Raw genomic sequence first — 23,808 nt, 5'->3', positions numbered from 1 at the left:
TTGTTGGAAGTTCTCTTCGTGGGAAGTTCTGCGTGATTCGGAAATCTGCGGCGATCAGGAAAACCTGAGTCGCGATGACTCAAGTGTACTCAGAGGTCGACGAGGAGTCAAATGAACTTGATATGAACTGGCTCAACTTTGAGATCAAGGGCTCCCCTCACGCGGGGCGAGCACCCGACTCACGACAAGGCAGCGCTCAGAACGGGACCACCGCGAGGTCTTCCGTGAAGGCGACGGTGTTCTGAGGTGGCGGTCGGTCGATGTAGCTCTTGCCGGTCGGACTCGTCCAGGCGTAGACGCCGCCACCCAGAGGCTCGACCGCCCACGGCGAGTGGTGTTTGAGCATGTGATGGCGTCGGCACAGATGACCGAGATTCGATTCGCGGGTGGCGCCCCCGAGCGCGGCATCGTGATGATGATCGATGTCGCACTCAGTGGAGGCGTATCCGCAGGCGGGGAACCGGCAGCGCTGATCCCTCGCCCGCAGATGTCGCTTCAGATCAGGGCCCGGACGATACCGGTCAACCGCGAGGAGCGCGCCGGTGATGGGGTGGGTCAGCACTCGATCCCACCCGGAGGCCGCGCCGGCGAGCGCGCGGGCGGTCTCGAGGTCGATCGGAGTGCGGCCGTTCAACTCGGCCGGGGCGGTGTCCTGCCCGATGAGCGTGGTGACCGGAACGCTGATCGACACGGCCCCGCGGATCCCCGCGAGGAGGCCATCGGGAGCGTCGTGGCCGATCGGAGCGCCGGAGAGGAGCAGGTCGAGAGCGAGGTCGGCGCGGAGCTGAGCGATGGTGCGCGGATCAGCGGTGCGCGGATCAGCCGAAGCGTCCGATTCCCGACCAGAAGGCCCATCCGTCCCTCGCACTGTTTCGGCCATCTGTGTGAGCCGATCGAAGACACCGTGGACGAGCGTCGACGGGCCGAGCAGGCCGAGCTGAGACATCCCGTCGCCGACGTCTTTCACCCACACGGATCGCTCTTCCCGTGCGTCGAGGTGGCGCTCCTCGATCGACCGCGCCTGGAACCGCTCAGCCACCCTACGAGCCATGCGGCCCACTCGCCCCGGAGATTCCGTCTCAGCGAAGGCGATCATCTGCGTCGCGTAGGCATCGCGGCTTGCCCCGTCGTAGAGGTGCTCGCCCGCTTCGCAGATGACCCGGGCGTGCGCCGCGCTGATGCGACCGGCACCCTGCGCCTCCCAGACCAGCGGGAAGCGCTCCACGACCCACGCCGCGTCTGCCATCCGGCGCTGCACCGTCCGATCGCTCACCCGCAGGGCGGCGGCGAACTCGGCGGCCACCGTGCGCGCCGACATGTCACCGTGATCGGGATGCTCCGCCTGGTCGGCGACTTCGAGGGCGATCTGTGACCCCACCGCCAGGATGCCGTCGCGCGCGGCCTGCAGACTGCTGATCGTGCGCTCGACCTCGACGAGCATGTCGGTGAGCGCGGCGAGCGCGCCCACCTGCTCGATCGTCGCGTCAGCCAGTGCCGTCATACCCGCAGTGAACCAGGAGCCTCCGACATTCGAAGCACCAGATCACGGCGCAAAAACGATATATCGGAATGTGGTCGTCGCAGCACTCGAAAGCTCCCCCGGAAGCCGAGTCAGTTCCCGCCCAGCGCGTCGGCCCACAACGCTCGATGCTCCCGTACGTAGCGCAGCGCGTTCGCCCAGTGGTCGCCATGCCCGTCCACGTACATCGACGCCCACGGCTCGTCGCCGACCACATGCGATCGCTCGAGCAGTGCGAGCATCGCCGCCGTCCGGTCCTCCATCGCTCGAGGCAGATCACGGCGCACGGCGTCGTCCGCGCGGTATCCGTCGATCAGCGCAGCGAGATCCCGGGACGCCTCTTGCGGGGCCCGTCCGACATCAGACAGGGTGAATGCCTGCGCCGCGTAGGCGAGGTCCCAGAGTCGGGTGCTCGGAGCGGCCGCATCCCAGTCGATGAACACCCAGCGTTCGCCGATGACGAGGTTCCAGGGCGCCAGGTCGTTGTGACAGATGAGCTCGGAACCGGGTGCGGCGATCGGGCTCTCCCAGACCGCGCCCTCCTCCGGCCGGTAGCCGGCACCGGCGTCGTGGATCTCGCGGATCATCGACCCGACGCGCCGCAGATCGACCTCCGTCAGCCGCTCACCGTCCATCGCCAAGGTCCCAGGCACGAACTCGACGACCTGGCGTCCCTGCTCGTCGCGACCACGCGGTTGAGGCGCATCCACCCCTGCCGCCCGCAGCACCGCGACGAAGCGATTGACGCTGGGGGTCGCCGCCGTCCACGACTTGCGCACGGTGTCACCGATGCGCACCACGACTCCGCTCGCGTTCCCTCCGGCCAGCACCTCTTCGTCCACTCGTCGACGTTAGCGCGCCGAGGCTCCCCGCCGCCCCGCCGCGATACTTGACCCTGAGACTCACTTGACCCTCACACAGTGGCAGACGGGAGAACGGAGACATGTTGTCCATCGGAGCGTTCGCGCAGATCGGCCAGGTGACCCACCGGATGCTTCGGCATTGGGACGCCGCCGGCCTGCTCGTGCCCGCCCACGTGGACGAGTTCAGCGGCTACCGCTCCTACGATCCGTCTCAGCTGGAACGGCTGCACCGGATCGTCGCCCTGCGCCAGCTGGGGTTCGGGCTCGACGACATCTCCGCCATCCTCGACCAGGGCGTCGGCGCCGAGCGCATCGCCTCCCTGCTGCGGATCCGTCGCGCCGAGGTCGAGCAGGAGCACCGCGTGGCCGCGGAGCGACTCGTCGACGTGGAACGGCGTCTCCACCTCATCGAGAGAGAGAATCAGATGTCCCAGATCGAGATCATCGACAAGCCCCTCCCCGCCGTTCGTCTGGCCGCGATCCGCACGGTCGTCCCCGACCAGCCCGCCGTCGCCGGCGTCGTCGGCCCGTCGTTCGACGCTGTGGCGGAGATCATCGGCGACGACCACTCCCTGTCGACTCCGATCGCCCAGTACGAGACGCTCGACGACGGTCTGCAGGTCATCGCCGGGTACACCTATACGGGGCCGGCGCGGGACGGCGTCGAGATCATCGAGCTGCCGGCGGCGGAAGAGGCCGTCTGCGGCATCCACCTCGGCTCGATGGACCACATCGCCGAGAGCTGGCACGCGATCCACACCGAGATCGTCGCCCGCGGTCTGGTGCACGACGGACCCTGCCGTGAGCTCTACGTGCGCGCCGTCTCCGACGACCAGTCCGACTGGGTCACCGAACTGCAGCAGCCCGTGCGAAGAGGCTGAGCGACGCGGCGCCGCGAGCATCGAACGATGGCAGGATGAGAGTAAGGCGAGCCTTACCGGCCGCCCCGGCGGTGTCGCCCGGCAGACGCCGCGGCATGGATCCGTCCCTTTCTCGGAAGGACCATGCGGATGACATCTCCGGCGATGCGCGGGAGCGAGCGCACCGACTACGACGTGCTCATCGTGGGCGGCGGACCGGCCGGCCTCTCCGCCGCGCTCAACCTCGGGCGCGCACTCATGCGGGTGCTGGTGATCGACGCCGATCGTCCGCGCAACGCGGCGACCCTGCGATCACACGGCTTCCTCACCCGCGACGGCATCCCGCCGCAGGAGCTGCGACGTCTCGCCCGCGAGGAGCTCTCCGCCTATCCCGACGTCGAGGTGCGACGGCGCACACGGGTCATCGCGCTCCGACCGGGTGACGACGGGTTCGCGGCCGACATCGGGCGGCGTGAGGTCGAGACGACGGTGACCGCCCGCACCGTGCTGCTCGCCACCGGGCTGCGCGAGACGCTCCCCGAGGTGCCGAACCTCCGCGGCTACTACGGTATGAGCCTGTTCAGCTGCGCGGCCTGCGATGCCTGGGAGCTGCAGGGTCGCCGCCTCGCCCTCATCGGCGAGACACCGGACATCGCCGATCGCGCCCGCCTCATCGGACGCCTGACCGAGAACCTCACCGTGTTCACCCATGGCGCAGACGTGGTGACAGCGGAGGAAGAGGCGCAACTGGCCGCGGTCGGGATCGCGTTGCGCCGGGAACCCATCGTCGAGCTCGTCGGCGACCGAGGTCAGATCGAGAGCATCCGTCTGGCCGACGAGACGACGGTCGCCATCGACGGGGGGTTCGTGCGTCCCGAATGGCACAGCACGCTGTCGTTCCTGGAGGGGATCGCTCCGGCGACGGACGGCGACGGGCACCTGCGCACCGACCGCTCGGGCCGCACAGGCGTGCCGGGACTGTACGCCGCAGGCGACGCGGCTGCTCCCGGGCCGCAGCAGCTCATCGTCGCGGCGGGTGCGGGCGCGCGGGTCGCGGCGGTCATGGTGCACGACTCGATCGGCGTGGCCACCGCGCACTGAACGATCATCGGCGTGAGAGCGCAACGGGACCGCCGCGGGATTACGAGCACGCGAGTCGGCGTTACACGGAGGGAACTCGGAGGATTCGATGAGCATCACACTCACCACCGTCGACGACGCGTCCGCGAAGGCCGGCCTGACCGCGCTCCTCGCCTCGGAGCCGCAGCGGCTGCGTCGCCGCGGCATATCGCTCGGTGTCCCGGTCGATGAGGCCGACGACGTGGCCCAGGACATCGCCGCCCGCGCCTGGCAGGCGGTCACCTCCGTGCGCTCGGCTGCGCCCGGATCCCTGTGCGCGTGGCTGGACATGGTAGCCCGCAGCGTCGTGGTCGACAGCGCACGGCGGTGCCAGCGACGTCCCTTCCAGGACCACATCGACGCCTGGGAGGTCGAGGCCCCCCGCCGGGTGGAGGAGGAGGTCGAGGCCAAGGAGCGCCTCCGTGCCGCACGCGAGGCGATCGCGGCGCTTCCCCCGTCTCTGCGCGATCCGCTCGTGCTCCGCGTCGACGAGGATCTGAGCGCAGTCGAGATCGCGGGCCGACTCGACATCTCCGTCCTCGCGGTGCGACAGCGTCTGGCACGAGCTCGTCGCCTGCTGGGCGGGTGAGGACAGCCGACCCGAGGAGGAAGACGGGTCTTCGCTCCTCGGGCGGCGCCGCGACCCTCTCAGGCGGTGCCGAAAGGGTTGTCGATCACGATGCGCCAGCCGTGCTCCTCATCGAAGACCGCGACGTCGGAGGTGCTTCCCGCCAGCTCCACCGGCGATCCGTCAGGTGCGGTGCCCTTCAGCGTCCAGTCGGCGATCGCGAGACCGATGGAGCCGCTCACGAACACGTGACGCAGCGCCATCTGGATCGGTCCTCCCAGTGCCATGAACTGCTCGAGCCCACCGCGCACGGCATCCGGCTCGGACAGCGGCTGCCCCGGCGCGGGCACGAGCACCGCACCCGGTGCGTTCAGGGCCAACAGGCCCTCGATGTCTCCGGCATTGAATCGCGCCGCGAAGGCCGCGTGCAGGGTGTCGAGGGTCATCACTCGTTCGTTCATCGTCATACTTCCTCTCGTTGGCAGGAGCGTGAGATCCTGCGGGGCCGGTGCGGCTCCAAGGAGAAGGACGCTCTCCGTCACAGAACGTGACATGGATCTTCTTCGGCGGCCGAGGACACGCTCGCCCCGCGGCTAGGCTGACCCGCATGAGTCGCACCCGCACAGCCCGCCCGACGGCCCGCATCGTGTCCGCCGTCGTGTTCGCGGTCGCCTCGCTGTCCCTCAGCGGATGTCTGTATGCGCAGATCCCGACGGGGTCGCCCTCCGACGCCCCCTCCGCGAGCACGGACACCGACGCACCGGCCGACGGCCCCTCCGGGTCGACCCTGACCTTCGCCGAGGGGCTCGATCTTGCGAGCGACACCTACATCGAGTGGGGCGACGGCCTCGTCGTCGACGACGGGTGGAAGGTCGTCGCGCCGGACGACGGCAACGGCGGGTGGACCTACGGCACGGTCGACGGCACCTGCACTGCCCGGTTCTGGCAGGGCCACACGACCGACGTGCCCGTGGTCCCCGGTGACGACAGCGTGTCGTCCGATGCGATCCTCGGCGTGCTGCTGCAGATGCCGACGGCAGACGTCACGCCGCTCGCCACCACCGGGGAGTTCAGCTACATGGCGGGAGGGAACGGGGGCGTCGAGACGCGTCAGGTCGTCGGAGTGGACGGCAGCCGGACCTGGCTCATGGCTGCGCGCGCCTTCACCCAGACCGGGGTGGGACTCTCCGTGATCGTGGACTGCACCGCCGGGGACGCCGAGGCGACCATGGCGAAGATCAACGAGGAGAACGCGGTCGTCGTCACGCCGTGAACGGCGGAGGACGGCCCGCATCGTCTCACTTCCCGCCGGGAGGGCCGATCAGCAGCAGGATGACGTACAGCGCGACGATGCCCACGACCAGCAGCAGCGCGAGCACCCACGGCCGCTGCAGGAACCACCGCATCAGCCGGTCGTACCAGCGCCGATCGCGCGGATCGTCCGTCGCCTCGAGGCGCCAGTCTCCGGTGAGTCGACCGGTGCGATGCAACCAGATCTCCATCGGGATCGTCGCGTAGGGGACGATCGCACTGGCCACTGCGAGCACGCCGACTCCGGCGTGCCAGCGCTGGTTGAGGGCGACCAGGATCGCCGTCGCCGCGTAGGACAGGAACACGAACCCGTGGATGCCACCGCCCACGGTCACCACGACCCCGGGGGCGCCGACGGCGCGCGCGATGATCGCGGAGATCAGGATCGTCCAGGTGATCGCCTCGGCGATCGCGAGAACTCGGAACAGGCGGTCGGGGGTGCGGAACACGGTACTCCTCGGGTGGTGTCCCTCCACCGTATCCGCCCGTTCGCCGCGTCGAATCAACCGAATGGTTGAGGTCGGGTGGCAGCGCTGCGCGCACCGCGCCGGATCGCGAGTGACTGCGACGGAATAGCGCACCACGCGACGACGTTGCCGAATGCATGGTGACAGTGGACGCGGATGCGCTATCGAACGTGCTCGGCTCCGTCGACCTCCGAGTCGGCATCGGTCGACGCGCCTCGCTGCCCGCAGGATCACTCCTGCCCATCCCGGCCGACGCCATCACCCTGGTCTACGTCGCCGCGGGAGGCGTGAACGGACACCCGCCGCTCGGTGAAGGCTGCCGGCTCGACGTCGACACCCACACGGACGCCGATACCGACACCGACGCGAGGCGCCTCTCCCCCGGTGCTCTGGACCCGATGACCCGCCGAGACGTGCTCGTGGCTGGTGACGCGTTCCTGACGCTCGGTCATTCGCCGTTCGTCCTCGAAGCGCAGGACGACACGAGTCTGATGATCGCCGACATCGAGCTCGCGGATGCGGCGTCCCCGCTCCCCGCCCTGCTCCCCCCGTTCCTCACGGTCACCGGTTTCGACTCCGTGGAGCCCGCTGCCGCAGCGCTCGCCCTGAACATGGGCGTCATCGATCACACCGTGACGCCCGCACGTCAGGGAGACCCCATCATCTGCCGCATGATGGCCACCACCGTGCTGCTCTCGGTCATCCGCGCATGGGCAGCGAACGGCTGCGCGCCGACGGGCTGGCCCTCGTTGTCGAACGATCCGTTCCTCGACCGCGTCGTCGATGCCATCCGCGAGGAGCCGGGCCGCGACTGGACGGTCGAGCGCCTCGCCGGGATCGGCGCCATGTCACGCTCGACCTTCGCCGAGAGGTTCCGCAGCGCCGTCGGCCGCTCACCGGCAGACTACGTGACCGAGGTACGGGTCGATGCAGCCAAGCGCATGCTCGAGGCCGGACGCAGCGTCTCGGACATCTCGCGCGAGCTGGGATACGCCTCCGACGAGGGGTTCAGCCGTGCGTTCCGACGCCGCACCGGCATGACCCCCTCGTCGTGGCGTCTCGCGCACCGCATGCCCGTCTCGGCCTGAGACCGCGGCGCCTCAGGCTCTGGTGCTGACGCGGTTGGAGATGCCGAAGAGCACGGCCCCGGCGAGCAGTGCGATCGCGCCGATCACATAGACGAGCTCGACGTTCAGGGTGTCGACGAGGAGTCCGCCGATGCCTGCGGCCAGCGTGATCGCTCCCTGGAACCCGACGACGACCAGGCTGCCTCCCGCCTCGAGGCGATCCGGCATGCGGTGACCGACCCAGGTGTTGGCGACGATCAGCCAGGACGAGAAGAAGAAGCCCCACACCAGCACGACGATGCCGACCCCGATGATCGACCCGGAGAACAGGATCATCGACAGCACCGACACGGCGATCACCAGCGGCGCGAACACCGCGAAGAACGCGAAGGTGCGGTCGATCACGAGTCCGATGGTGATGTTGCCGAGGAGCCCGCCGACACCGAACAGGGCGAGCAGCACGACGATGGTCGAGGCGTCGACCTCGGGGATGCGCTCCAGCGCGAGACGTACATAGGTGTAAGCGAGGAAGTGTCCGAGCACGACCAGGACGTGCCCGACCATGCCGAGGCCGATCCCGGGACGGCGCAGCGTGTCGACGAGCAGACGCAGGCTCGACGCGCGCTCGGCCGGGACCGACGGGAGGGCGAACCGCAGGACGACGGCGAGCACGACCATCAGCACACCCGCGATGGCGAAGACCATCCTCCAGTCGACGAGCTCGCTCAGCATGACGCCCAGCGGCACGCCGGCCACCGTCGCCAGTGACACTCCGGCCGAGGTGAACATGACACCACGACCGAGGTTCTCCGGCCCCGCGAGACGTGCCGCGACCGTGATCGACATCGCCCAGAACGCGCTGATCGCCGCGCCCAGCAGGAAGCGCGCCAGCAGCACGATGATCAGGTTCGGGGCGATCGCGACGATGAGGTTCGACGCAGCGGCGGCGAGTGCCATCCACACCAGGAGCGACCGTCGATCGAGCCGCGGGAACATGAGTCCGACGGTCGGAGCGACCACGAGTCCCACCAGCGCGGTGACCGTGACGGTCTGTCCTGCCTGCCCCGGGGTGACCCCGAGCCCGTCGGCCATCTCGGTGAGGACGCCGTTCGGCAGGAACTCCGCAGTGACCAGCAGGAACCCCATCAGCATGAGCACGATCAGTCCGCCGTAGCGGATGCGGGTGGCCACGGAGGGCGGCACGGTGGGAACGGGGGCAGTGGTCGTCATGTCCTCCACACTCGCAGTCCGCGTGGCCCGACGCCCGATCAGGCGTCCGCGGCATCCGACCATTCGTCCGGTCTAGACACGGTGTCGTCGACACCCTAGGCTCGACGACGCACCGGGATGCGCCCGGGAAGCCTGAGCGGAAGGAGCCGAGGACATGAACACCGTCTTTGTCGCGCTCTCCGCCGACCACCTTCCCCTCGAGGCCACCCGCTCCTGATCCTGGTGTGGCCTCCTGCTCCCGGAGCCACATCGTGTCTGATCTCTTCGCTTCCTCGGAAGCCGCGTCCCTCGACGCACCATCCTCGCCTTTCGACCCCTCTTCCTTCGACGCCTCGTCCTTCGACGCCCTCGAGACCGAGCTAACCTTCGCCGACGTCGATCCCGGCGAGGGGCAGCGCTGGACCACGTGGCCGGCGGTCACCCCTTCCGAGCGAGGTCCTGAACCCCGCCCCGCATGGGTGGTGACCTCCGCAGGGGCGCTCGACACCGAGCGCGGCATCCTCAAGACAGGGAAGGAAGCCGACGTGTTCCTGCTCGAACGCGCGGTGCCGGGCGATGCGACGCAGCACAGCCTGCTCGCCGCGAAACGGTATCGCAGCGCCGAGCACAGCAGCTTCCATCGCTCGTCGATCTACACCGAGGGCCGCAGCACCCGGAACACCCGAGACACACGCGCGCTCGCGCGGAAGTCGGTGCACGGTCGTGAGGTGGCCGCAGCGCAGTGGTCGTTCGCCGAGTTCGAGGCGCTCTGCCGGATGTGGGAGCTCGGCGCCCCCGTGCCGTACCCGGTGCAGGTGAACGGCACCGAGGTGCTGATGGAGTTCCTCGGCACGCCCGACGGCACGGCCGCGCCCCGACTCGCCCAGGTGCGCAACGACCGCGCCGAACTGCGGGACCTCTACGCGCAGACCGTCGATCTGATGCGGACCTTCGCCGCAGCCGGCTTCGCCCACGGCGACCTGTCGCCCTACAACCTGCTGGTGCACGAAGGCCGGGTGCGGGTGATCGACCTGCCGCAGATCGTCGACGTCATCGCCAACCCGCAGGGGCTCGACCTGTTGCACCGCGACTGCGTGAACATCTGCGAGTGGTTCACCCGGCGTCGCGTCGACCGCGACCCCGAGGAGCTGTTCGCCGAGCTGCTCGCCGTGCTCTACTGAGCGCCGGATCCCACGCGCGCAGCCAGCAGCGTCACGAGCTCGTACACCACGTGGCTCGCGGCGATGCCGGTCATCTGCGCGTGATCGTAGGCGGGCGACACCTCGACCACATCCGCCCCGACGATGTTCTGCGAGGTCAGGGCACGCAGAATCCGCAACAGCTCGCGGCTCGTGAGCCCGCCCGCCTCGGGTGTGCCGGTGCCGGGCGCATGGGCAGGGTCGAGCACGTCGATGTCGATCGACACGTACAGCGGCTTGTCGCCGATGCGCTGCAGGATGCGGGCGATGCCGGCCTCGACCCCGTGCTCCTCGATGAACTCGCTCGACACGATCGAGAAGCCCAGACGCTCATCGTCCTCGAGGTCCTGCTTCGAGTACAGGGGTCCGCGGGTTCCGACGTGACAGCTCGCCGTGAGGTCGATCAGCCCTTCCTCGCTCGCGCGTCGGAAGGGGGTGCCGTGCGTGATGGGAGCCCCGAAGTAGGTGTCCCAGGTGTCGAGGTGCGCATCGAAGTGGAGGACCGCGACGGGACCGTGCTTCGCGGCGACCGCACGCAGCAGCGGCAGGGCCACGGTGTGGTCGCCGCCGATCGTGACGATGCGCTGTACCTGCTCGCCGAGCGCCAGCGCCGCGCGCTCGACCTCGTTCACCGCTTCGGTGAGGTCGAACGGATTGACCGGGATGTCACCGGCATCGACCACCTGCGCGACCGCGAACGGCGACACGTCCTGGGCCGGGTTGTAGGGGCGCAGCAGTCGCGAGGACTCCCGAACGTGCGACGGCCCGAAGCGCGTGCCCGGTCGGTAGCTCACGCCGGAGTCGAAGGGGATGCCGACGATGGCGATGTCCGCCTGCGGGACGTCTTCGATGCGGGGCAGCCGGGCGAAGGTCGCGATGCCGGAGTATCGCGGGTTCACGGAGGCGTCGATGGGGCCGATCGTGTCGGGCATTGCTCGTTCCTGTTCGTTGGAGGTGTCGAGGTGTCGAGGTCGAGGTGTCGAGGGATTCAGAGGGCGTGCTGCGGGATGTGCACCAGCTGCACTCCCCCGTCGGAGATCGCCGCGCGGATGCTGGATGCGATGTGGTCGCGGCTTTCCACCCGGCGCCCGGTCGCGCCGAAGGCCGTGGCGAGCGCCGCCCAGTCGGGTTGCACCAGGTCGACGCCGATGGGCGTCATGCCGCGGTCGACCTCGTTCTGACGGATCTCGGCATAGCCGCCGTTGTCGACGCACACGATCGTGAGGTCGAGACGCTGCTCGACCGCCGTCACCAGCTCGTTCACGCAGAACATCAGGGCGCCGTCGCCGATCACCGTGACGACCGGGTGCTCGTCCTGCGCGACCCTGGCGCCGATCGCTGCCGGAAGGCCGTAGCCGAGGGTGGCATAGGTCGGTGTGTAGAGCAGGGAGTGCGGATGCGCGGACCGTAGCACGCTGCCGAGCGCCATGTAGACGATCTGGGACGAGTCACCCGCGACGATCGCATCCGCGGGCAGTGCTCCGACGATGACCTCGGCCAGGGCCACGGTGTCGGGGGCGGTCTCGCGCATCTCGGCGTCGATCGCGGCGCGCTCGACGGCGAGGTCGCGCGGCGGGCGCGCCTCGGCGGGGAGGGTGGAGAGCAGCCCCTCCAGGACAGCCGCCGCGTCACCCGTGAGTCCGATGGTCGCGGCCAGGTTCTTGTCGCGTTGCGAGGGCGAGATGTCGACGCGGATGACCGCGCCTGTGGCCTCGAGCCGCGGCGCCCACAGCTCGGCCTCGCCGAGCTTGGATCCGATCACGAGCACCACGTCGGCGCTCTCCGCGACCGCGCGAGCAGCGGCCAGACGCAGGTTCGAGCCGAGCGAGAGCGGATGCCGCTCGTCGACGACGCCCTTGCCGTTGAGGGTCGTGAGCACCGGGGCACCGAGGCGCTCGGCGAGGAGAGTGACCTCGTGGGCGGCATCCACCGCTCCCCCACCGGCGACGATCACCGGGCTCTTCGCCTCCGCCAGCAGCTTGGCCGCCTCGGCGAGCGCAGCCGGATCGCCCGAGACCCGCGCAGGGACCGGACGCGGCTGCCGCGCCTCGGCGGGAACGTCGGCGGGCGCTTCCAGCACATCGAGCGGGATCTCGATGTGCACGGGACGTGGACGGCCGGTGCGGAACAGGTGGAACGCATCGTGCACGGCTTCGACGGCCTCGGCGGCGCTGGCCACACGACGCGACCACTCGGCGATGGCGGCGACCATCGCCGAAGCATCCTTCGTCTCGTGCAGCGTGCCCACGTCGGCGAACTCCGCGCCCAGCGGCACTCCCGGCGAGAGCACGATGAGCGGGCGGGACTCGCAGAACGCCGTGCCGATCGCGCTCATGGCGTTCTGCAGTCCGGGACCCGAGGTGGTGATGACGACACCGGGGAGGCCCGTCTGCTGCGCCCAGCCGTCGGCGCCATAGCCGGACCCCTGCTCGTGGCGGTTCGTCACCGCGCGGATGCCGAGGTCGGCGAGCGGACGGTAGAGCTCGAGGTTGTGGGTGCCGGGGATGCCGAAGACCGCGGTGACGCCATAGGCGCGGATCGTCTCCAGCACCGCCCGTCCCGCCGTGTCGGCGTACGGGGCTGCCGGTGTGGTGTCGTGGCTCATCGGATCATCCTCACACCCGGTGACGACGGACGCCGTCGACCCAGGTCTCGCGGACGGTGATCGCCGAGATCTCCTCGGCGGGAACGGCCAGCGGGTCGCCGGAGAGCACCGCGAAGTCGGCGTACTTGCCGACCTCGAGCGAACCCAGGTCGTCTTCGCGGCCGATCGACACGGCGCCTTCGATCGTGTGGGCGCGCAGGGCAGCGAGCGCCGAGATGCGAAGGTCGTCGGGGCCGAGCTTGTGACCGCGGCGCGTGACGCGGGTCACAGCCGTCTGGATGGCCTCGAGCGGGATCGGCTCGGCGACCGGGGCATCGGAGGAGATCGTGAACGGCACGCCCGCGCGCTCGAACTCGCCCAACGGGTTGAAGCGCTCGCCCGGAGTGCCGATGGCCTCTTCGACGCCCTCGCCCCAGTTGAAGTAGTGCTGGGTCTGGTTGACCGGGCGGATGCCGGCCGCCGCCATACGCTCGATCTGCTCGGGCGTCGGCAGGCCGCAGTGCTCGATGCGGTGCCTCGCGTCGGCGTCGGGATGTTCGGCGAGCGCGGCCTCGATCGCCGACACCACCATCTCGATCGCGGTGGGCGACTGGGCATGAGTGGCGGTCTGCAGTCCGGCGGCGTGCGCCTTGCGGATGAGCCCCTCGTACTCGGCGGGCTCGTGATACAGCTGACCGGTGCGGCAGGGATCCCCCACGTAGCCGTCAGGGAAGTACGCGGTCCAGCCACCCAACGTGCCATCGGCGTAGAACTTGATGCCGGCGAAGCTGAGGTGCGCGTTGCCGAACTGTCCGACCAGCCCCATCTCCAGCGCTTCGTCGAGCAGGTGCGACAGCAGGTACATCGACACGCGCAGCTCGAGGCGCCCTGCCTCGGCAAGCCGCAGGTACATGTCGAACTCGCGTCGGGTGACCTGGGCGTCGCCGATCGAGGTCACGCCGCCGGCGAGGAAGCGCTGCGTCGCCGCGTCGAGCTGGCGCAGGTGCTCCTCCGGCTCGTCCGCCAGGTGGAAGTTCGGACCGTGGTGGCCGATCTTCACCCCGTGGACGCCGGTCAGGATGTTGCACGCCGCATCCGAGAGCTCGCCGGTGAGCTCGCCCTCCGCGTCGCGGAAGAACTCCCCGCCGTCGGGGTTCGGGGTGTCCCGGTCGACCCCGTTGAGTTCGAGCGTGTACGAGTTCACCACGCCGCCGTGACCCGAGGCGTTCATGAGGTACACCTCGCGGTCGGCGGCGACCTCGTCGAGCTCGAACCGGGTCGGGTGGCGCTTCTCGGCGAGGTTGCGCTGCTCGTACCCGTAGCCGCGCACCGGGCGTCCGGCGGGGAGGTCGGCGGCCGCGGCCTTCAGCAGCGCCACGATCTCGGGGATGCTGGCCGCCTTCTCCGGGCCGCAGTCCACCCACGTCATCATCTGCCCGAACATCAGCGGGTGGGCGTGCGCGTCGACGAAGCCGGGGACGATCACGGCGTCACCGAGATCGATGCGTTCGGGCGAGAGGCCCACCCCCTCCGCCGCGGCCTCGCACGCGGCGGGTGTGCCGATCGCGAGGATGCGCCCGCGATCGATCAACATCGCCGTCGCCGTGGTGGCGTCGGCATCCGCGGTGTGGATGGCATGCGCGGTCAGGAGGAGGGGAGCCGTCTGAGCCGAGCGGTCGAAGGGGGTGAGCTTTCTCATGGGGAACCTGTTCGCGGTCGTGGCGTGCGGGAGGAAGGCGGGCTGTCGGGGACGTTCTGGCGTCAGGGCAGCCGGTTTCGCCGTCGTGTCGGTACGCGCGGTGAAGGATGCCGTCACGGGAGCCTCGTCGGAGTGCTGCGGCGCGAGGCGCGTGCAGATGCCAGCGATGAGGGCCATGCCGATGAACATCGCGATCACCGACCAGATGCTGCCCGTCCAGGCGATCAGCTGCGTCGCGAACCAGGGCGAGAAGCCGGCCCAGACCGCTGCGCCGACGCCGTAGGAGAGGGCGATCGAGGTGTAGCGGGCCTGCGGGCGGAACATCTGCGAGAGCAGCGCGGCGATCGGCGCGTAGGTGGCGCTCATCGCGATGCGCACCAGCGAGGCGAACAGGAAGATGAGCGGTTCGATGCGTCCCGGCAGGATCAGCAGGAACGGCACGAAGGTCAGCACCGAGGTGATCAGACCGATGTACATGACGTTCTTCCGCCCCCACTTGTCACCCAACCAGGCGACCGGGAGGGTCACGACGAACTCCACGAAGGAGGCGATCGTCATGGCGTCGAGGATGACCTGTTCGCTGATCGCGACCGTGTCGCCGGTGGCGTAGGCCGTGGCGAAGGTGGTGGCCAGGTAGTAGCCACCGGTCGAGATGGGCAGGATGCCGATGCCGAGCAGGATCGGGCGCCAGTTGGTGCGCAGCGCGAAGGCCAGCGGCATCGACTGCTTGCGGCCCTCGACCTTCGCTTCGAACACCGGGGTCTCCTCGACGCGGTAACGGACCCAGAAGCCGACGCCGACCAGCACGATCGACAGCAGGAAGGGGATGCGCCAGCCGCCGTTGATGATGAAGTCGTCGCCCATGCGGGTCATGATCGCGAAGATGCCCGACGCCAGCAGCGCACCGGCCGGGTTGCCGAGCTGCGTGAAGCCGCCATAGAAGGTCTTCGACTTCTCGGGGGCGTGCTCGACGCTCATGAGCACCGCGCCACCCCACTCGCCGCCGACCGCGAGACCCTGCACCGCACGGAGCAGGATCAGCAGGATCGGGGCGAGGATGCCGATGTTCTCGTACGTGGGGAGGCAACCCACGAGCACCGTGGCCGCGCCCATCATGAGCAGCGTGATCACGAGCGACGTGCGTCGACCGAGCTTGTCTCCGATGTGACCGAAGATGATGCCGCCGAGAGGGCGGACGAGGAAGGCGACCGCGAAGGTCGCGAAGGCCGCTGCGGTCTCGGCCAGCCGGTCCCCGCTCGGGAAGAACAGCGGACCGAAGACGAGTGCAGCGGCGGTCGCATACACGTAGAAGTCGTACCACTCGATGGTGGTACCGACGAAGGCGGCGATGCCGGCGCGGCGCGCCCGGGTGTGGGTGCCGCTGGTGGGGGTAGTGGTCATGGGGGTGCCCGCTCCTTTGCGGAAGATGTCGGATAGCGAAGGATGCTACGGTCGCGCAGCCTCGCCAGCAAGGGCATAACTCCAGCGATAACGGAGATTCACTGAACATATGATCGCCCATCCGCACAATCCGCGCCTTCTCTCTGGATCATTCCCCTCTTACACTGAAGTTGCGCACGGCGAAGCGTGCGATCGCAGGAAACTGACGAAATGGGCGGGACCATGGATTTCGACGCCGAACTCATCCGCGCACTGCAGGAAGACGGCCGGGCAAGCATCGTCTCCCTCGCCGAGCGGCTCGGGCAGTCCAGGGCTGCGGTGGCCGCGCGACTGCGCACGATGCTCGCCGACCGCACCGTGCGAGTCGTCGCCGCCGTCGACCCGGTGTTCCTCGGCCAGCATGTGCTCGCCCACGTGTCGATCCGCACCGACGGCTCGGTGGAGCTCGTGGCGGAGCACCTGCGCGACATGAGCGAGACCGTGCTGGTGTCGGCGGTGGGCGGGGCGCACGACGTGGTCACCGAGGTGCGCGTGGGGTCGATGTCGGAGCTGCACGACCTGCTGGCCCTGATCCGAGCGATCGACGGAGTGCTCGACATCAGCACGATCATCTATTCGACCGTGATCAAGGGCTTCTTCGTCTCGGAGTATCACGGCGGCGTCACCCTCGACGCGATCGACGAGGCGCTGATCGAGCAGCTGCAGGCCGATGGGCGCAAGAGCTTCCGCGCCCTCGGCGAGGAGGTGCGGCTCTCCCCCTCGGCCGTCGCGACCAGGGTGCAGCGACTGATCGACGCCGGCGTGATCAAGATCAGTGCGGTCGAGGCCCGAGGCCTCGCTCACCGGCAGCTCTCGATGGGGGTGGGCATGACCCTCGGCGATGACGACGACGCCGTGATCGACGAGCTGCGCCGCGGGCGAGGGGTCGACTTCGCCGCGCGCACCCTCGGCCGGTTCGACGCGGTCGCCACTCTGGTCGAGCCCTCGGCGGGCGCGCTCTACGCCAGCCTGGAACGTCTGCGCGCACTGCCCGGAGTGACGCGCATCGAGGCCTGGCTGCACCTCGCCGTGCTGAAGGAGGACTACGCCCGCACGTTGCGCCCGCTGCGGACGGACTGAGGCGCCGGGGCGGGCGTCAAGGGGGTCGAGAGTACGGCCCGACACCGGCAGACTGCCCGCATGAGCAGCAAGGAGTCGTCGGCGGCGGATGCCGGGCCGGAGCGCACGGCGGATGGGCACCACATCGTCGTGGACGGGCGGCGCTGGCGTGCGACCGACCCCTCGATCCCGGACACCCTGCGCCAGGAGCTGGTGGACGAGCTCATGGCCGCGCGGCGAGCGGTGAAGACCTCGGCTGACGATGCGCGACGCCGGGTGCATGACGCCAAGACCGCACTCGGCGAACGCGGCGCGCCCTGGTGGGAGGACCCGTCCGCTGAGGCGGCCGACGACCGGATCGCCGCCACGATCCGGGCACTCACCCGCAAACGCTCGGAGTCGTCGATCTGTCCGAGCGATGTCGCGCGCGCTGTCGGCGGGGAGTCGTGGCGTTCTCGGATGTCCGACGTCCGACGTGTGGCCGCGGCCCTGGCCGACGGCGGCGAGATCGTCGTGACGCAGAAGGGAGAGGTCGTCCGCATCGACGAGGCCCGTGGCCCCGTCCGCATCCGCCGCGGACCAGCCCTCTGACCGACCCCGCGCCACCGCGTCTCCGCCACGCACCGCGCGGCGCGCCGTCACCGGGCGTTCACCCGGCACCGCCAGACTTCGAGAATGAGCGAAACCGAGGGGCACGGCGCCGTGCCCGAGCCCGTGGCGACAGCGAACAGCGGCGCCGTGGCCGTCGTCGGACTGGACCTGCGTGGAGAGGCGCCCGCCCCGAAGAAGCAGGTCTACTCCTGGGCACTGTGGGACTGGGCGACGCAGCCCTTCAACACCGTCATCCTCACGTTCGTGTTCACGGCGCTCTATCTCGTCGGCGAGGGATTCCTCCCGCCCGAGGTCGCGTCCCTCGGTGTGGACGATCCGGTCCGACTCGCCGCGGAGGCGGACCTCGCGTCCGGACTCGGTCTCGGCTCGACGATCGCGGCGTTCGGCATCCTGCTGCTCGCGCCGGTTCTCGGTCAGCGTGCGGATGCGGCGGGCCGTCAGAAGCTCTGGCTCGGGATCGGCACCGGAGCGCTGATCCTGTGCATGCTCGGCCTCTGGTTCGTCGAGCCGATGCCGAGCCTGTTCTGGCTGGGCGTCGCCCTGATCTCGGCCGCGACGGTGTTCCAGGAGATCGCGGCGGTGAACTCCAACGCGATGCTCATCGGCATCGCGAACCCGAAGAACGTCGGTCGCATCTCGGGCATGGGCTGGGGGTTCGGCTACCTCGGTGGCATCATCGCGCTCGTGATCGTGGTGGTGCTCGACACCTTCGACTGGTTCGGCATGTCGACCGACAACGGGCTCGCCTACCGGCTGATCGCCGTCGGGTGCGCCGTCTGGGCCATCGTCTTCAGCATCCCGATCTTCCTGAACGTGCCGGAGCCGTCGCTCGGCCGCCCCGATCGCAAGGTCGGCTTCTTCGCCTCGTACCCGCTGCTGGTGAAGGACGTCGCAGACCTCTACCGCAACGAGGAGACGCGGCCCACCTTCTGGTACCTGCTGGCGAGCGCGGTCTTCCGCGACGGGCTGGGCGGCGTGTTCGCCTTCGGGGCGATCATCGGCACCGCGGTGTTCAAGTTCGGCGCGCAGGACATCATCGTCTTCGGGATCGTCGCGAACCTCATCGCCGGCGTCTCGACCATCGCCGCCGGCCGGCTGGACGACCGGCTCGGACCGAAGCGGATCATCCTCGCCTCGATCGGGTCGATGATCGTCGCAGGTCTCGCGGTGTTCTTCCTCCGCGACGCCGGCGCGATCGTGTTCTGGGTCGGCGGCCTGATCCTCTGCGCCTTCGTCGGCCCCGCACAGGCGGCCGCACGATCCTTCCTCGCCAGGGTGACCCCGGCCGGACGCGAGGGCGAGATCTTCGGCCTCTATGCCACGACGGGTCGAGCCGCGAGCTGGATGGCCTCCGGCGCCTGGACGCTGCTGATCGTGATGACGAGCCAGACGGCGTTCGGCATCCTCGGCATCGTGCTGGTGCTCCTCGCGGGCTTCCTGCTGCTGCTCCCGGTGAAGGCGCCTCGCTGAGAAGCGCTGCGGAAGCCGTGAGCCGCGGCGCGGGAGTAGCCTGACCGCGTGACCGTGATCCTCGCCTTCCTCGCCAACATCCTCGTCGCGATCGCGAAGACCGTCGCGGCGATCATCACCTCGTCGGCGTCGATGGTGGCCGAGGCAGCGCACTCGTGGGCGGACGCCGGCAACGAGGTGTTCCTCCTCATCGCCGACCGTCGCGGATCGAAGGCGAAGGACGCGCGGCATCCGCTCGGCTACGGGCGCAACGCTTTCGTGTGGTCGCTGATCGCCGCCTTTGGGATCTTCACGGCGGGGTCCATCGTGTCGATCATGCACGGGATCCAGGAGCTGTCGGACACCGGTCCGGTCGAGAGCCCGCTGGTCGCCTACATCGTGTTGGACATCTCGTTCGTGCTCGAGGGGGCGTCGTTCACGCAGGCGATGGTGAAGTCGCGCCGCCTCGCGAAGGAGCGCGGCTCGTCGACCTGGGACTTCGTGCTGGAGACGAGCGACACCACACTGCGCGCCGTGTTCTTCGAGGACTCCGCCGCGCTCATCGGACTCGTGCTCGCCGGCGGCGCGATCCTCCTCCACCAGATCACGGGCGTCGCCGCCTGGGATGCCATCGGATCGATCCTCGTCGGCATCCTGCTCGGGGTGGTGGCGATCATCCTGATCCGGCGGAACATCGCCTTCCTCGTGGGCGCGACCGCCGCACCGGAGCTTCGAGCGCGGGTGGGGAACGCCCTGCTCGGGCTGCCGCAGATCGAGCGCGTGACCTACCTGCACATCGAGTACGTGGGACCGAATCGCCTCTTCATCGTGGCGGAGGTCGATCTCGCCGGCGACGCCCGCGAGCACGACGTGGCACTCCGACTGCGCGAGCTGGAGCAGCGGATCGAGCAGCACGACGCCGTCGAGACCGCCGTGCTGTCGCTGTCGGTCGACGACGAGCCATCCGTCGGGTTCGCCTCGAGCTGAGGCTGCGCCGGCCGTGCGACCGCGAGAACCGGACAAGCGAGGTGTGGCAGGATCGGGGCTGTGCGCCCGACGACTCCCCCGCTCCTGAGCCTTCTCGCCGTGACCACTGCTCTGCTGCTCACCGGCTGCTCCTCCGCTCCCGCCGACCAGACCTCCGCACCGTCCGACGACGCCGGCGCACCGACAGCGGCACCAGCGGACTCGACGGACACCGTCATCACCTGCGCGGACATCGAGCCGCTCGCCGCGCCGATCACTGCAGGGTTCGCGTTCTCTCCCGACGACTCCTCGGAAGACGCCTCGGGCACCACCTGTGTCTGGGTCAACGACGCGGTGGCGTCGGCGTCGACCGCCCTCGAGGACTACGCATCCCTCGCGGTGGGCATCGATGAGACCACCTGGAGCGCGGACGAGCTGAGCACGCTCCCGGGGGCGATCGACGATCCACGCGCTGCGACTCTCGACGGACGAGTGCTGCTGCTGGGCGAGGGTGACACTCTCGGCGAGGTGGGGTCGGTCCAGCTGCTCTCACCCCGCGGCACGGTGACCATCGTGGCCACCGGCATGCTGCTCTCGCCATCGGCGGACACCGCGATCCCGGTCGATTCCGTGATCGACGTCGCCGCCGGCGTCGGAGCCCTCCGCCGCTAGCGCCCCTTCAGCGCTGCCTCCTCAGCTCCGCGTGCTCAGCGCTGCCAGTTGTCGGCGAGCTTGTTGAGCAGTCGGGCGAGCTCGACGCGCTCCTCCTCGCTGAAGGAGGCGAGTGCTGCCGTGAGCATCTCGCGACGTTCGCCACGCATACCGCGGGCGAGGCGGCGTCCTTCGTCGGTCAGCGCGATGCGAGTGCGCCGCGCGTCGTCGGGGTCGGCCTCGCGGCGCACGAATCCGCGTTCGACGCCCTGCTGAACGAGCCGTGATGCGCGGGGCTGGTCGACACCGATCGCCGCGCCGAGGTCACTGACGCTGAGCGGGGCGGAGGAGGCGGCGAGCGCCTCGAGCATCCGCATGCGGGCGGGGCCGCCGAGGCGTCCCGAGGGATCGGCCATCCACGGGGGCATCCCCGGGTGACCGCGGTGATGGGCGAAGTGATCGTGCGGATCGTCGCCACCGTGTCCCTCATCGGGGCCGCCGTGCGTGCCGCCCTGCCACGCGTGGGGGCCGCCGTGACCGCGACCGCCTCTTCCCCCCGGGCCGCGCTCGCCGGGACGTCGTCCGCGCAGACGGGACAGCGCCTGCGCGATGGCTTCGGCGGGATCGTTCTGTTCGGTGGCCATGGGTCGATTTTACATGCGATTTGACATGCATCAGAACCTCATGTCACACTACATGTACATGCACAGTGACATATACATGCACAGTGACAATCAGATCATCTCAACCAAAGGACTTCACATGAACACCTCCGAATCACAGAACACCCCTGACACACAGAACACCTCCCGCCCCTTCGGCTACTGGCTGAAGGCAGTCGACCGTCTGATGGCGGCCGAGTTCGCCACCGCCTTCGAGGGCGAGCACGCGAGTCGTCGCGACTGGCGCGCTCTCAACATCGTCGACGGCACCGCCTCGTTCGACCGCCCGCTGAACGGCCACAAGCTGCACCGACTCGTCGAGCGCGGCTGGGTCTCTCGCAAGACCGAGGGTTGGACGCTCACGGACGACGGCCGTGCGGCGAAGGAACGCCTCGGCGCCATCGTCGACGACATCCGCACGAAGGTGGAGGAAGCCGTCTCCCCTAAGGACATGGCCACCACGCTCGCCTCGCTCGAGAAGATCGCCCGTGCGTTCGGCTGGGACGAGGAGACCCCTCTTCCCCGCGGGCGCCGGCGCGGCTTCGACGGGTCCCGCCATGGCCGCGGATTCGGGCACCCGTTCGGACGCGGCTTCGGTCGTGGCTTCGGCTTCGGCCCTGCTGCAGACGCCGAGCACGGATGCCGCCATGGCGAGCCCGGCGCAGGCCACCGCGGTCACGACCGCGGACACGGACACCCTGGACACGCCGGACGCAGCACCCACGGCCACCGCGGTCATGGTCCAGAACGTGCGGAGCGGATCGCCCAGCACTCGTTCGAGCGCGGTTTCGATGCGGGCTTCGCCCGCGGTCGCGACGCCTGACCCCCGCAACACTGCGAGACGCCTCACCCGACACTCGGGTGGGGCGTTCCGTGCTCTCCGGGCTCGAGAGTCAGAGATCCAGCAACGCCACGGCCGATTCGTCCGCGCCGACAGCACGCAGCCGCGCCCGCATCGCGGCGGCAGCGATCGCGTAGGGGCGGTCGTCGTCCAGCAGCAGCGAGCGCGAGTTGGCCTCCTCGTTCAGGGCGACGAGCTCGAACGCGAGAACCTCGGGGTCGGCCTCGACCTCCCCGGCATCCACGGCGCGACGCAGCTGGGCTTCGACGTAGCCGTACCAGTCGACCAGCGCCGACCGCACTGCATCGCTCACGGGTCCGGACTTCGAGTCGACGTCGGCCGCGGTCGCCGCGAAGAAGCACCCGCCGGTGAACACCCGATCCCGCGAATATGTCAGCGAGTTGCGCAGGAGCGCGGCGAGGCGGTGCACACCGCGCGGATGAACTCGCGCCGGCTCGACGATCCGCGCCGTGAAGATCTCGCGGGCGGCGGCGACGGTTGCGAGCTGCAGCCCCTCCTTGCTCTGGAACAGCGTGGCGATGCTGCTCTTGCTCGACCCGGAGGCCTCGGCGAGTCGCCCGATGCTCAGTCCGTCGAGCCCTTCGACCGATGCGAGGTCGGTCGCGCTCTGCAGCACGATGCGGCGCGATGCATCGCCACGTGCCCTCCGTCCGTCCAGGACGCCGCTCTCGGTCATGCGCCTAGTATACGAACGATCGTTCGCCTAATATACGTATGATCGTTCGTATTGTTCTGGCGAAGGAGCCTCATGCCGTCCGTGCCCGCGTTGCTCGTCCGCAGCATCCATCTCGCCGCCGCCGTCTCCCCGACGCTCGCCGGCAACATCGCCTATCGACTGTTCTTCACGACGTCGCCGCGGATGCCGGTGAGCGAGGCGGATGCCCCCACACACGCCGACGCCCGACGCGGCCGGCTCACGGTGCGCGGCCATGACGTCGTCACCTACGAATGGGGCAGAGGACCGCGCACCGCGCTGCTCCTGCACGGGTGGCGAGGGCGTGCCTCGCAGTTCGCGCCGCTGGTGCGGGAACTGCGCTCCGAAGGGTTCCGCGTGATCGCGTTCGACGCCCCCGCGCACGGCTCGTCGTCCGGGAGTAGCACCGACATCCGCGACTGGATCGACGCCGCCGAGCAGCTGCACGCCGAGCACGGGCCGTTCACCATGATCGTCGGCCACTCGTTCGGAGCCCTGGCGGCACTGACCGCAGCTCGTTCAACCGTGCCCTCTCCCGCAGTCGCCGCGATCGCGGGAGCCGCCGCCCCGGAGGCCTTCCTCACACAGTTCGCCGCGGACCTGCACCTCGACGCCGCGACGACGGCCCGTCTGTCGAAGCGATTCCGCAGGAGGTTGCACATGGATCAGTCCGCCGTCACCGCACGATACGACGCCGTGAAGCATCCTCTCCCCGCCGAGACCGCCCTGCTCGTGGTGCACGACCGCGGCGACCGGAGGATGCCCGACCACGATTCGCTCCGCCTGCACGACGCCCACGGCGCACGGTCGCGCCTGGTGCGCACCGAGGGCCAGGGGCACACGAGGGTGCTGGCGGCGGATGCGACGCTCGCTGCCGTCATCGCGCTGGCCACAGGCGAGCTCGCCGCGTGAGACACCGCGGGGTCGGATCCGGAGTCGGACGTAGGC

The 23,808-nt window shown here is 69.5% G+C and carries 23 protein-coding genes and 1 pseudogene; 13 read left to right on the top strand and 11 right to left on the bottom strand.

The window, feature by feature from the left end; translation table 11 throughout:
• Positions 1-196: 196 nt before the first annotated feature.
• Positions 197-1,501 (bottom strand): HNH endonuclease signature motif containing protein, encoded by a 1,305-nt coding sequence (locus RN51_RS10150; RefSeq protein ID WP_045263916.1) that lies wholly within the window; start codon positions 1,499-1,501, stop codon positions 197-199.
• 110 nt (positions 1,502-1,611) lie between these two features.
• Entirely contained in the window at positions 1,612-2,361 is a 750-nt protein-coding gene (locus tag RN51_RS10145; protein ID WP_045263915.1) for a phosphotransferase, read from the bottom strand.
• A gap of 101 nt (positions 2,362-2,462) precedes the next feature.
• Between RN51_RS10145 and RN51_RS10140 the strand changes: the two genes are divergently transcribed.
• From RN51_RS10140 to RN51_RS10130, 3 genes are all read left to right on the top strand, one after another.
• Positions 2,463-3,263, top strand: a complete 801-nt coding sequence (locus RN51_RS10140) for a MerR family transcriptional regulator (protein WP_045263914.1) — start codon at positions 2,463-2,465, stop codon at positions 3,261-3,263.
• 129 nt (positions 3,264-3,392) lie between these two features.
• Positions 3,393-4,343 carry an NAD(P)/FAD-dependent oxidoreductase gene (locus RN51_RS10135; protein ID WP_045264042.1) on the top strand — a complete coding sequence of 317 codons (951 nt, stop codon included), beginning with the start codon at positions 3,393-3,395 and terminating at the stop codon, positions 4,341-4,343.
• 88 nt (positions 4,344-4,431) lie between these two features.
• The gene (locus RN51_RS10130) at positions 4,432-4,950 is read left to right on the top strand and encodes an RNA polymerase sigma factor (RefSeq protein ID WP_045263913.1); all 519 of its coding nucleotides are present in this window, start codon (positions 4,432-4,434) and stop codon (positions 4,948-4,950) included.
• A gap of 59 nt (positions 4,951-5,009) precedes the next feature.
• On the opposite strand, the gene RN51_RS10125 is transcribed toward RN51_RS10130, so the two are convergent.
• Positions 5,010-5,390, bottom strand: coding sequence for a YybH family protein (locus tag RN51_RS10125; protein WP_045264041.1), 381 nt, complete (start codon positions 5,388-5,390; stop codon positions 5,010-5,012).
• Between the two features lie 146 nt (positions 5,391-5,536).
• On the opposite strand from RN51_RS10125, the gene RN51_RS10120 reads away from it, so the two are divergent.
• On the top strand, positions 5,537-6,202 hold the full coding sequence (locus RN51_RS10120; RefSeq protein ID WP_045263912.1) for a hypothetical protein: 666 nt from the start codon (positions 5,537-5,539) through the stop codon (positions 6,200-6,202).
• Positions 6,203-6,227: 25 nt separating this feature from the next.
• Here the strand turns inward: RN51_RS10120 and RN51_RS10115 are convergent, their stop codons facing one another.
• Positions 6,228-6,689: a DUF3817 domain-containing protein gene (locus RN51_RS10115; RefSeq protein ID WP_045263911.1), complete on the bottom strand. Its 462-nt coding sequence runs from the start codon at positions 6,687-6,689 to the stop codon at positions 6,228-6,230.
• A gap of 155 nt (positions 6,690-6,844) precedes the next feature.
• Here RN51_RS10115 and RN51_RS18010 point away from each other — a divergent pair, with 155 nt between their 5' ends.
• Positions 6,845-7,795, top strand: a complete 951-nt coding sequence (locus tag RN51_RS18010) for a helix-turn-helix domain-containing protein (protein WP_052674673.1) — start codon at positions 6,845-6,847, stop codon at positions 7,793-7,795.
• A 12-nt stretch (positions 7,796-7,807) separates the two neighbouring features.
• Here RN51_RS18010 and RN51_RS10105 read toward each other — a convergent pair whose 3' ends face one another.
• On the bottom strand, positions 7,808-9,004 hold the full coding sequence (locus RN51_RS10105; RefSeq protein WP_045263910.1) for an MFS transporter: 1,197 nt from the start codon (positions 9,002-9,004) through the stop codon (positions 7,808-7,810).
• A gap of 251 nt (positions 9,005-9,255) precedes the next feature.
• Here RN51_RS10105 and RN51_RS10100 point away from each other — a divergent pair, with 251 nt between their 5' ends.
• Positions 9,256-10,164, top strand: coding sequence for a serine protein kinase RIO (locus tag RN51_RS10100; protein WP_045263909.1), 909 nt, complete (start codon positions 9,256-9,258; stop codon positions 10,162-10,164).
• On the opposite strand, the gene speB is transcribed toward RN51_RS10100, so the two are convergent.
• The 4 genes and pseudogenes from speB to RN51_RS10080 form a co-directional block, all read right to left on the bottom strand.
• Positions 10,158-11,114, bottom strand: coding sequence for an agmatinase (gene speB / locus RN51_RS10095; RefSeq protein ID WP_045263908.1), 957 nt, complete (start codon positions 11,112-11,114; stop codon positions 10,158-10,160). The two genes, RN51_RS10100 and speB, sit on opposite strands and share 7 nt — an antisense overlap.
• A gap of 56 nt (positions 11,115-11,170) precedes the next feature.
• Positions 11,171-12,787, bottom strand: a complete 1,617-nt coding sequence (locus RN51_RS10090) for a thiamine pyrophosphate-dependent enzyme (protein ID WP_045263907.1) — start codon at positions 12,785-12,787, stop codon at positions 11,171-11,173.
• 10 nt (positions 12,788-12,797) lie between these two features.
• Positions 12,798-14,465 (bottom strand): amidohydrolase, encoded by a 1,668-nt coding sequence (locus tag RN51_RS10085; RefSeq protein ID WP_045264039.1) that lies wholly within the window; start codon positions 14,463-14,465, stop codon positions 12,798-12,800.
• Between the two features lie 177 nt (positions 14,466-14,642).
• Positions 14,643-15,866: pseudogene (locus RN51_RS10080) on the bottom strand (MFS transporter); the annotation flags it as partial.
• A 210-nt stretch (positions 15,867-16,076) separates the two neighbouring features.
• On the opposite strand from RN51_RS10080, the gene RN51_RS10075 reads away from it, so the two are divergent.
• From RN51_RS10075 to RN51_RS10055, 5 genes are all read left to right on the top strand, one after another.
• On the top strand, positions 16,077-16,985 hold the full coding sequence (locus RN51_RS10075) for an Lrp/AsnC family transcriptional regulator (RefSeq protein WP_231579274.1): 909 nt from the start codon (positions 16,077-16,079) through the stop codon (positions 16,983-16,985).
• Between the two features lie 60 nt (positions 16,986-17,045).
• Complete coding sequence (locus RN51_RS10070) at positions 17,046-17,555, top strand: DUF3253 domain-containing protein (protein ID WP_045263906.1); 510 nt, start codon at positions 17,046-17,048, stop codon at positions 17,553-17,555.
• Positions 17,556-17,639: 84 nt separating this feature from the next.
• Positions 17,640-19,046 carry an MFS transporter gene (locus tag RN51_RS10065; RefSeq protein ID WP_052674672.1) on the top strand — a complete coding sequence of 469 codons (1,407 nt, stop codon included), beginning with the start codon at positions 17,640-17,642 and terminating at the stop codon, positions 19,044-19,046.
• Positions 19,047-19,094: 48 nt separating this feature from the next.
• Positions 19,095-20,012, top strand: coding sequence for a cation diffusion facilitator family transporter (locus tag RN51_RS10060; RefSeq protein ID WP_045263905.1), 918 nt, complete (start codon positions 19,095-19,097; stop codon positions 20,010-20,012).
• A gap of 99 nt (positions 20,013-20,111) precedes the next feature.
• Positions 20,112-20,663, top strand: coding sequence for a hypothetical protein (locus tag RN51_RS10055; protein WP_156149158.1), 552 nt, complete (start codon positions 20,112-20,114; stop codon positions 20,661-20,663).
• Between the two features lie 35 nt (positions 20,664-20,698).
• On the opposite strand, the gene RN51_RS18700 is transcribed toward RN51_RS10055, so the two are convergent.
• On the bottom strand, positions 20,699-21,286 hold the full coding sequence (locus RN51_RS18700; RefSeq protein WP_231579273.1) for a MarR family winged helix-turn-helix transcriptional regulator: 588 nt from the start codon (positions 21,284-21,286) through the stop codon (positions 20,699-20,701).
• 118 nt (positions 21,287-21,404) lie between these two features.
• Between RN51_RS18700 and RN51_RS10040 the strand changes: the two genes are divergently transcribed.
• Positions 21,405-22,127 (top strand): hypothetical protein, encoded by a 723-nt coding sequence (locus RN51_RS10040; RefSeq protein ID WP_045264034.1) that lies wholly within the window; start codon positions 21,405-21,407, stop codon positions 22,125-22,127.
• A gap of 70 nt (positions 22,128-22,197) precedes the next feature.
• Here RN51_RS10040 and RN51_RS10035 read toward each other — a convergent pair whose 3' ends face one another.
• A complete protein-coding gene (locus RN51_RS10035; protein ID WP_045263902.1) occupies positions 22,198-22,842 on the bottom strand; it encodes a TetR/AcrR family transcriptional regulator in 645 nt (214 codons plus the stop codon).
• 72 nt (positions 22,843-22,914) lie between these two features.
• On the opposite strand from RN51_RS10035, the gene RN51_RS10030 reads away from it, so the two are divergent.
• Positions 22,915-23,772, top strand: coding sequence for an alpha/beta fold hydrolase (locus RN51_RS10030; protein WP_045263901.1), 858 nt, complete (start codon positions 22,915-22,917; stop codon positions 23,770-23,772).
• Positions 23,773-23,808: the final 36 nt, after the last annotated feature.

It is taken from the genome of Microbacterium oxydans, from assembly GCF_000956405.1.
Classification (GTDB): domain Bacteria; phylum Actinomycetota; class Actinomycetes; order Actinomycetales; family Microbacteriaceae; genus Microbacterium; species Microbacterium oxydans_C.
This window is presented reverse-complemented; position numbering and strand designations above follow the sequence as displayed.